This is a genomic window from Deltaproteobacteria bacterium, from assembly GCA_016213065.1.
Lineage (GTDB): Bacteria > UBA10199 > UBA10199 > SPLOWO2-01-44-7 > SPLOWO2-01-44-7 > JACRBV01.
Genome location: JACRBV010000090.1, coordinates 1 through 7,172, shown reverse-complemented (window position 1 = coordinate 7,172; position 7,172 = coordinate 1). Strand labels below are relative to the sequence as shown.

Here is a 7,172-nt window from a genome sequence, read left to right as displayed (position 1 = left end):
CCCTGCCTTCGCAGGGATGACAGTTTTCGGATGTACTCATTAAAGTTTTGAAAACTCCTCCAAGAGTTGCTTTTGTTTTTTGGATAATTTTTTGGGTGTTTTCACGATGATTTTTATAACTTGGTCGGCCCGTTTACCGCCGTGCACATTTGGAAATCCCATTTTCTTAAGACGTATTTCTTCACCGCTGTCAATTCCTTCGGGAAGATCAACGTGCTGATGCCCTTCCAGCGTGGGCACGGAAATGCGCATCCCCAACGCCGCCTGAGTTACGCTAACCGGAATCGCGCAATGAATCTCATCCCCTTTGCGTTCAAACAATTCGTGATGCTCCACACGCACATGCACGTACAAATCCCCGGCGGGCCCACCGCTCACACCGGCATTTCCCTCGCCGCGCAGAACAAGACTCATTCCATCTTCCACGCCCGGCGGCACTTTCACGGTCAGATTTTTTTTCGCACGCACGCGCCCTTGACCGCGGCATTCATCACACGGATCTGAAATAATTTCACCTTCTCCCCTGCAACGCGAGCAAGTTGTTTGAATCATGAAAAATCCCTGCTGATGGGCCATCTGACCCGTACCGCCGCAAGCAACGCATGCTTGAGTTTTTCCCGATTTGGAACCTTTTCCGGAACACGCGTCACACACGGCTTCTTTATGGAGCGTCACTTCTTTTTTGACACCGTTTAAAACTTCCTGAAAGGCAATCGTGACGGAAGTTTCACAATCGCTCCCTTTTCGAGCACGGCTTCTGCCGGACCCACCCCGTCTCGCGCCAAAACCGCCGAAACCGGCGCCGAAAAAATCTTCAAAAATATCGCCGAAGGAGGAAAAGATATCGTTCATGTTGCTGAAGCCATGGTGAAAACCTTGTCTGTCAAGGCCTCCATGACCGAACTGATCATAAATTTGGCGTTTCTGAGAATCGCTCAGAACTTCGTAAGCTTCGGAAGCTTCTTTGAATTTTTCTTCGGCTTGTGGATCATGCTGATTGCGGTCGGGATGAAATTCCATCGCCTTCTGGCGATAAGCTTTTTTGATCTCCCCCAATTCTGCATTTTTGGAAATCCCCAATATTTCGTAGTAATCCCGTTTGGTCATGAAGTATTATTTCCCCTTTAATTCTTTACTCTGTCTTGTTTGAATTTTTTCAATATCTTCTGCTATAGGTAAGTTTTCAGGCATTGTGCCTCCCAGTTCTCTGATTGTCTGTCGAACTTTTGAGCCAACCTCTTTATGCGTTTGATTGGCTTTTCCCTTACCAATAATTTTTTCCCTTCGAATTTTTTTCTCTGTCTGAGTTGCACGAAAAAGATTAGCCGCCAGCTCGTTTTGCCGTTTCAGCAAGCCTCAAATTGTGGGTCTTCATTTCATCCCGCAAGAGCAACCTACGCTCTGCTTCAATCGTCTGGTCGGAAAGTTCCTGACGACGGGTTTGCACTGCAAAGTAGGTCTGCCCCAAAGCAACAGTTTCTTTCGATGGGTCTGCATTCTGGATGACCAGATAACAAGCGTATCGCGACATCAAAACAGTTTTGATCTCTCGCCGACCACCTTTGCCAATTTCGATCATTTCGGTGATATCAACGAAATGATCCTCAATACGCTGGCCGCTGTTAAAACAGGCCAGACGAGCCTTTTGCACAACCTGCTCGAAATTACGGTAATCGGTATATCCCAGCACTTGGGAAAAATCACGGCTGGACCAATATTCATTGCTGGTCTCATTGATGTGACGAATACGTTCAAAGGGAGAGATATTGCCTGAAGTTTTTTCAATTTCATGGGTCATGAGCGGACCTAAATTGTGTTTTTTTCAAGAGAAGTCAAGAAGAACCGAATGGAAAAATAATATTCCTATGACATTGACTTTTTTGGTTTAGGGCTCATATAAGCGTCGCACTGTGTAAAACGCAGATTTATAAGGAGACTAATTTTATGGCAAAGATGATTGGAATTGATTTGGGCACCACCAATTCTGTGGTCGCGGTCATGGAGGGTGGCGAACCGAAGGTTATTCATAATGAAGAGGGTTCCAGAATCACCCCTTCCGTGGTTGCGTATCAAAATGATGGTCAAATTTTGGTTGGGCAACCGGCCAAACGTCAGGCCATCACCAACCCTGAAAAAACGGTTTATTCGATCAAACGTTTTATGGGACGCAAATTCAACGAAGTCCCCGAAGAAATCCGAATCGTTCCCTATAAAATCGTTAGAGCTTCCAACAATGATGCCGAAGTGGAAATCAACGGAAAAGAACTTTCCCCTCCCGAAATTTCAGCGAAGATTTTGACAAAACTGAAAAAAGCCGCCGAAGATTATCTGGGCGAACCGGTCAAAGAAGCCGTCATTACGGTCCCGGCCTATTTCAATGACAGTCAACGTCAAGCAACCAAAGATGCCGGGAAAATTGCGGGTCTTGAAGTGAAACGCATCATTAACGAACCCACCGCGGCCGCATTGGCCTACGGGATGGATAAAAAGAAAGAACACAAAATCGCTGTTTTCGATTTCGGCGGCGGTACTTTTGATATTTCCGTTCTGGATGTCGGTGAAAATATTGTCGAAGTGATTTCTACCAACGGGGATACGCACCTTGGCGGAGACAACATCGATCAAAAGATCATGGAACATCTCATCGCCGAATTCAAAAAAGATACAGGGCTGGATGTCAGCAAAGACAAGATGGTATTGCAACGCCTCCGTGAAGCGGCGGAAAAAGCAAAGATTGAACTCTCCGCCACACTGGAAACGGAAATCAATCTCCCCTTCCTGACCGCAGATCAAACAGGTCCGAAACATTTGACGATAAAACTGAGCAGGGCAAAATTTGAAGCGCTGGTGGGAGATATTCTCGACAAAACGCTGGAGCCCTGCAAAAAAGCTTTGGCCGATGCCAACATGAAACCCGCGGAGGTTTCCGAAGTGGTGCTGGTTGGCGGTTCGACCCGTATTCCAAAAATTCAGGAGATGGTGAAAAACTTTTTTGGCAAAGATCCGCACAAGGGTGTCAATCCTGATGAAGTCGTGGCGGTTGGTGCCGCTATTCAGGCCGGTGTCTTGCAGGGCGAAGTTAAAGATATGCTCTTGCTTGACGTCACTCCCCTCTCTTTGGGAATCGAAACTTTGGGCGGCGTGATGACCAAACTCATTGAGCGAAACACAACCATCCCAACCCGCAAGAGTCAGGTGTTTTCAACAGCGGCCGACAGCCAGACAAGTGTTGAGATTAATGTTCTGCAGGGAGAACGTGAAATGGCCTCCGGCAACAGAACTCTGGGCAAATTTATTTTGGACGGAATTCCTCCCGCACCGCGCGGCATTCCGCAAGTGGAAGTGACTTTTGATATCGATGCCAACGGCATTGTACACGTTGCCGCGAAAGACAAAGCCACCAACAAGGAACAGCGCATCCGCATTGAATCTTCCAGCGGTCTTTCCAAAGACGAAATCAACAATCTGGTAAAAGACGCGCAGGCCCACGAAGCGGAAGATAAAAAACGCAGAAGCGAAATTGAAACGCGCAATCAAGCCGACGCACTCGTCTACACAACAGAAAAAACATTGAAGGAAAATAAAGACAAACTCCCGGCCGAGGAAGTAGCCAAAGTCGAAGAGGCCCTTGCCGCCTGCAAGAAAGTTCTCGAGAAGAAAGACGCGGATACGGAAAAAATCAAATCCGCCACGGAAACTTTGACCCAAGCCTCCCACAAAATTGCCGAGATCATGTACAAACAAGCTACCGCCGCACAAGGCCCCCCACCGGGAGCCACAGGAGGCACCCCAGAGGGCGATGGTGCAGAAGCCGCCAAGAAAAAAGACGAGAAGGTGGTGGATGCAGAGTTTGAAGAAAATCCGAAGCCCTAGTACGATGACAGATTGAAAATGATCCCTTGGAAACCGTGTCGGAGGCGATTTTAACAGCCGGGATATAATCAATAAAATCGCCGAGACTCGAGCGAATTTTTTGGGACGACCCAAAAAATATCGCGTGTTTCCAAGGGATCATTTTCAATCTGTCACAACCCTAAGAACTTCGGACAAGAGCGGCATTTAAGGTTTCCACAACAAGACGCAAAAGTTCAGCGATATTTTTAGCGTTGAGAAAAGCCTGCCAGACTTCAAAATGAGCTTCCTTGCGGTGGACATCCAACTGCCAGTGGGTTTCCGGAATCGAAATAATCTTTTCGCACAAATAAGGCTGAAAAACAGATCCTGCCAGTTCTTCATCGTCGGCTAAGAGTAGAAATTGTTCGTCGAATTTTTTGACCGACGTATGCACTAGTTTCAAACCGGCAATCGGTTTCAGACTTGTTTTACGCCGCTCGTTTTGTAAAAAAATGCGCCCCTTGAAACGCTTCGGCAGTTCTATGGTGGTCAAAAAACGAAATCCCTCTTCCTTGTTTCTCTTTTCTTTTTTAACGCCCCCCTCCACAATCAATTGAAAACCAAAATAATCCCCCGCCGCTGTTGGTATCGGAAATTTCTGAAAAACGGCTTCTTTCAAAGGCAGGTACTCGGCAATGTGATGGAGTGTTTCCAAAAGGGCGCGTTTTTTTGCGGGGCTTAAAAATAATATCATTCTTTTTCCTCACATCCTGCGACGACCAAAGTGATTTCTCCTTTGGGCGGTTTCTTTTCTAAGTGGGTGATCAATTCAGGCAAAGTTCCTCGCCAAAATTCTTCGTAAAGTTTTGTCAATTCACGTCCCATGCACACTTGTCTCTCCCCAAAAGTCAGCGCCAATTCCTGAAGTTGCTTTTGCGCTTTCCATGGAGACAAATAAAGAATCAATGTGTGCTGTAAAACAGAGAGCGCCTCCAGATATTTTTTGCGCTTCCCGGGTTTTTCAGGAAGAAAACCCACAAAGAAAAAATGATCCGTGGGCAATCCGGCGGCTTGCAGAGCGGTGATCGCGGCCGAGGCTCCGGGAATTGGAACTACAGCAATTCCCTCTTGAATAGCGGCACGTACCAAACGAAAACCCGGATCGGAAATACCCGGAGTGCCCGCGTCACTCACGAGCGCAACGTTCGTTCCATTTTTTAATTTATTCAAAATCGGTTTTAGTTTGGATTCTTCTTGATGCTCAAAAAAACTCTCCAATGGTGTGTGGATATCAAAGTGTTGCAAGAGTTTGCGCGTATGTCTTGTATCTTCAGCAACAACGAGATCCACCTCTTTGAGAATACGCAATGCGCGAAGCGTGATATCCTCGAGATTTCCAATGGGCGTTGCAACAATGTAGAGAGTCATAATTTGAAAAAATCAAAAATCAAAGATTAAAAATCAAAAACACATATTAAAATGAAAAAATTTTTATTTTTAGTCTGTATTTTTGATTTTTGATTTTTAATCTTTGATTTTTCTTCACCGGTATCCCCACGCAATGGGGAAACGTCTCCCGATGCCGAACGCCTTGGAGGTAATTTTGATGCCGGGCGGAGCTTGGCGCCGTTTGTATTCATTGTGATCAACCCGCCACACCACATCCGTTACCACTTTTTTGGAAAAACCTTTTGCCACAATTTCTTTCAGACTCAAATGATCCTCGATGTAGGCTTTTAAAATGGCATCCAAAATATCGTAGGGAGGAAGTGAATCTTCATCTTTCTGATTCGGACGAAGTTCCGCGGAAGGAGGTTTATTGAAAACCGCATCGGGAATAATTTTCTTTTTCCGATTGATAAAATGGGCCAATTCATAAACGGAAGTTTTGGGAACATCCGAGAGAAGTGCCAACCCTCCTGCCAAATCCCCATAGAGCGTGCAATAGCCGCAAGCCAACTCCGATTTATTTCCGGTCGATAATACCAACGCCCCGTTTTTGTTTGAAAACACCATCAAAATGGTGCCACGAATTCTGGCCTGAATATTTTCCGCAACCAGAGACACCCCTTTACGCAAATCCACTTTGGCGGCTTTCAAAAAACTCGAATAAATATCCTCGATCGGCACAACTTCGTAATAAATCCCCAAACGTTTGGACAATGCTTTGGCATCGTCCAAACTTCCTTTACTGGAATAGGGAGAAGGAAGCGAAAATCCAAAAACATTTTTAGGCCCGAAAGCTTCGGCCGCAAAGGCGGCTACCACGGAGGAATCAATTCCTCCCGACAAACCAATCACCGCTTTGGAGAAACAGCATTTGCTGGCATAATCTTTCAGTCCAAGCAGGAGCGCTTGATGAATCTCTTCCACATCGGGAATTCCGGAAAGTATTTCAACCGGTTTTAATTTATCCAGATCAACAAGAGACATTTCTTCCTGAAAATGTTTTCCCTCGAAAACAATTTCTCCCTTGGCGTTGGAAACAAGACTTTGGCCGTCGAAAACAAGTTCGTCATTTCCGCCAACCAAGTTGCAATAAATCACGGGCAGATGGTTTCTGCGCGCCACATCGGCAATGAGTTCCCGCCTCACTTCCCTTTTTCCAAGACTAAAGGGAGAAGCGGAGATATTCACAAGCAGTTTTGCCCCTTCGTTTTTCAAATGTTCTGTTGGATCAATGGTGTAATTACGACGCCCGCCAAAATCAAAAGCGGACCAGATATCTTCGCAAACGGTCAAGCCGATGGTCATTCCTTTAAATAACGCAATTTGATGACCTGTCGCCGGATCAAAATGTCTTGCTTCATCAAAAACATCATAGGTGGGCAAAAGTGTTTTCGGCTGGATCGTCTGAATTTTCCCGGAATGCGCAAGACAAGCGACATTCAATAAACCACAACCCGTTTTTGATTTGTTTTTGGCGACAAAACCAAAAATAGCGCCCAAATCTTTGGTTGTTCGTTTGGCAATACGCTCCGCACAGGCAAGATTGGCGTCAATCAAATACGGCCTATCGAGAAGATCGCGCGGCGGATATCCAAACGTAGTCATCTCCGGGAAAATAGCCAAACTGGCACCTTTGGCCTTGGCCCACGCCAATCCCCGCGCCACCTTTTCTTCATTTCCCGTGAAATCCGCAACCGTCGTGTTGATTTGGCAAATGGCAATTTTCATTTTGGAAAATCAGAAAACAGAAGTCAGGAAACAGACGTCAGAAAATCCAAAGCCGCTCTGTTTTCTGTTTTCTGTCCTCTGTCCTCTGTCTTCTGTCTTCTGTCTTCTGTCTTCTGTCTTCTGTCTTCTGTCTTCTGTCTTCTGTCTTCTGTCTTCTGTCT

5 protein-coding genes and 1 pseudogene are annotated in these 7,172 nt (G+C 46.0%); 1 reads left to right on the top strand and 5 read right to left on the bottom strand.

Annotated features, from left to right (window positions below; genetic code table 11):
* Window positions 1–39 precede the first annotated feature (39 nt).
* Together dnaJ and HY877_05280 are read right to left on the bottom strand one after the other, a co-directional pair.
* Window positions 40–1,107: a molecular chaperone DnaJ gene (gene dnaJ, locus HY877_05285; protein MBI5299688.1), complete on the bottom strand. Its 1,068-nt coding sequence runs from the start codon at window positions 1,105–1,107 to the stop codon at window positions 40–42.
* Between the two features lie 6 nt (window positions 1,108–1,113).
* Window positions 1,114–1,798, bottom strand: a pseudogene (locus HY877_05280) (DNA damage-inducible protein D).
* A 146-nt stretch (window positions 1,799–1,944) separates the two neighbouring features.
* Between HY877_05280 and dnaK the strand changes: the two are divergent.
* Window positions 1,945–3,873, top strand: coding sequence for a molecular chaperone DnaK (gene dnaK, locus HY877_05275; GenBank protein MBI5299687.1), 1,929 nt, complete (start codon window positions 1,945–1,947; stop codon window positions 3,871–3,873).
* A 160-nt stretch (window positions 3,874–4,033) separates the two neighbouring features.
* Here the strand turns inward: dnaK and HY877_05270 are convergent, their stop codons facing one another.
* The 3 genes from HY877_05270 to HY877_05260 form a co-directional block, all read right to left on the bottom strand.
* On the bottom strand, window positions 4,034–4,588 hold the full coding sequence (locus HY877_05270) for a hypothetical protein (GenBank protein ID MBI5299686.1): 555 nt from the start codon (window positions 4,586–4,588) through the stop codon (window positions 4,034–4,036).
* Window positions 4,585–5,262, bottom strand: a complete 678-nt coding sequence (gene rsmI, locus HY877_05265; protein ID MBI5299685.1) for a 16S rRNA (cytidine(1402)-2'-O)-methyltransferase — start codon at window positions 5,260–5,262, stop codon at window positions 4,585–4,587. The genes HY877_05270 and rsmI overlap by 4 nt, the downstream gene beginning before the upstream one ends.
* A 114-nt stretch (window positions 5,263–5,376) precedes the next feature.
* The gene (locus HY877_05260) at window positions 5,377–7,011 is read right to left on the bottom strand and encodes an NAD+ synthase (GenBank protein ID MBI5299684.1); all 1,635 of its coding nucleotides are present in this window, start codon (window positions 7,009–7,011) and stop codon (window positions 5,377–5,379) included.
* Between the last annotated feature and the right edge of the window lie 161 nt (window positions 7,012–7,172).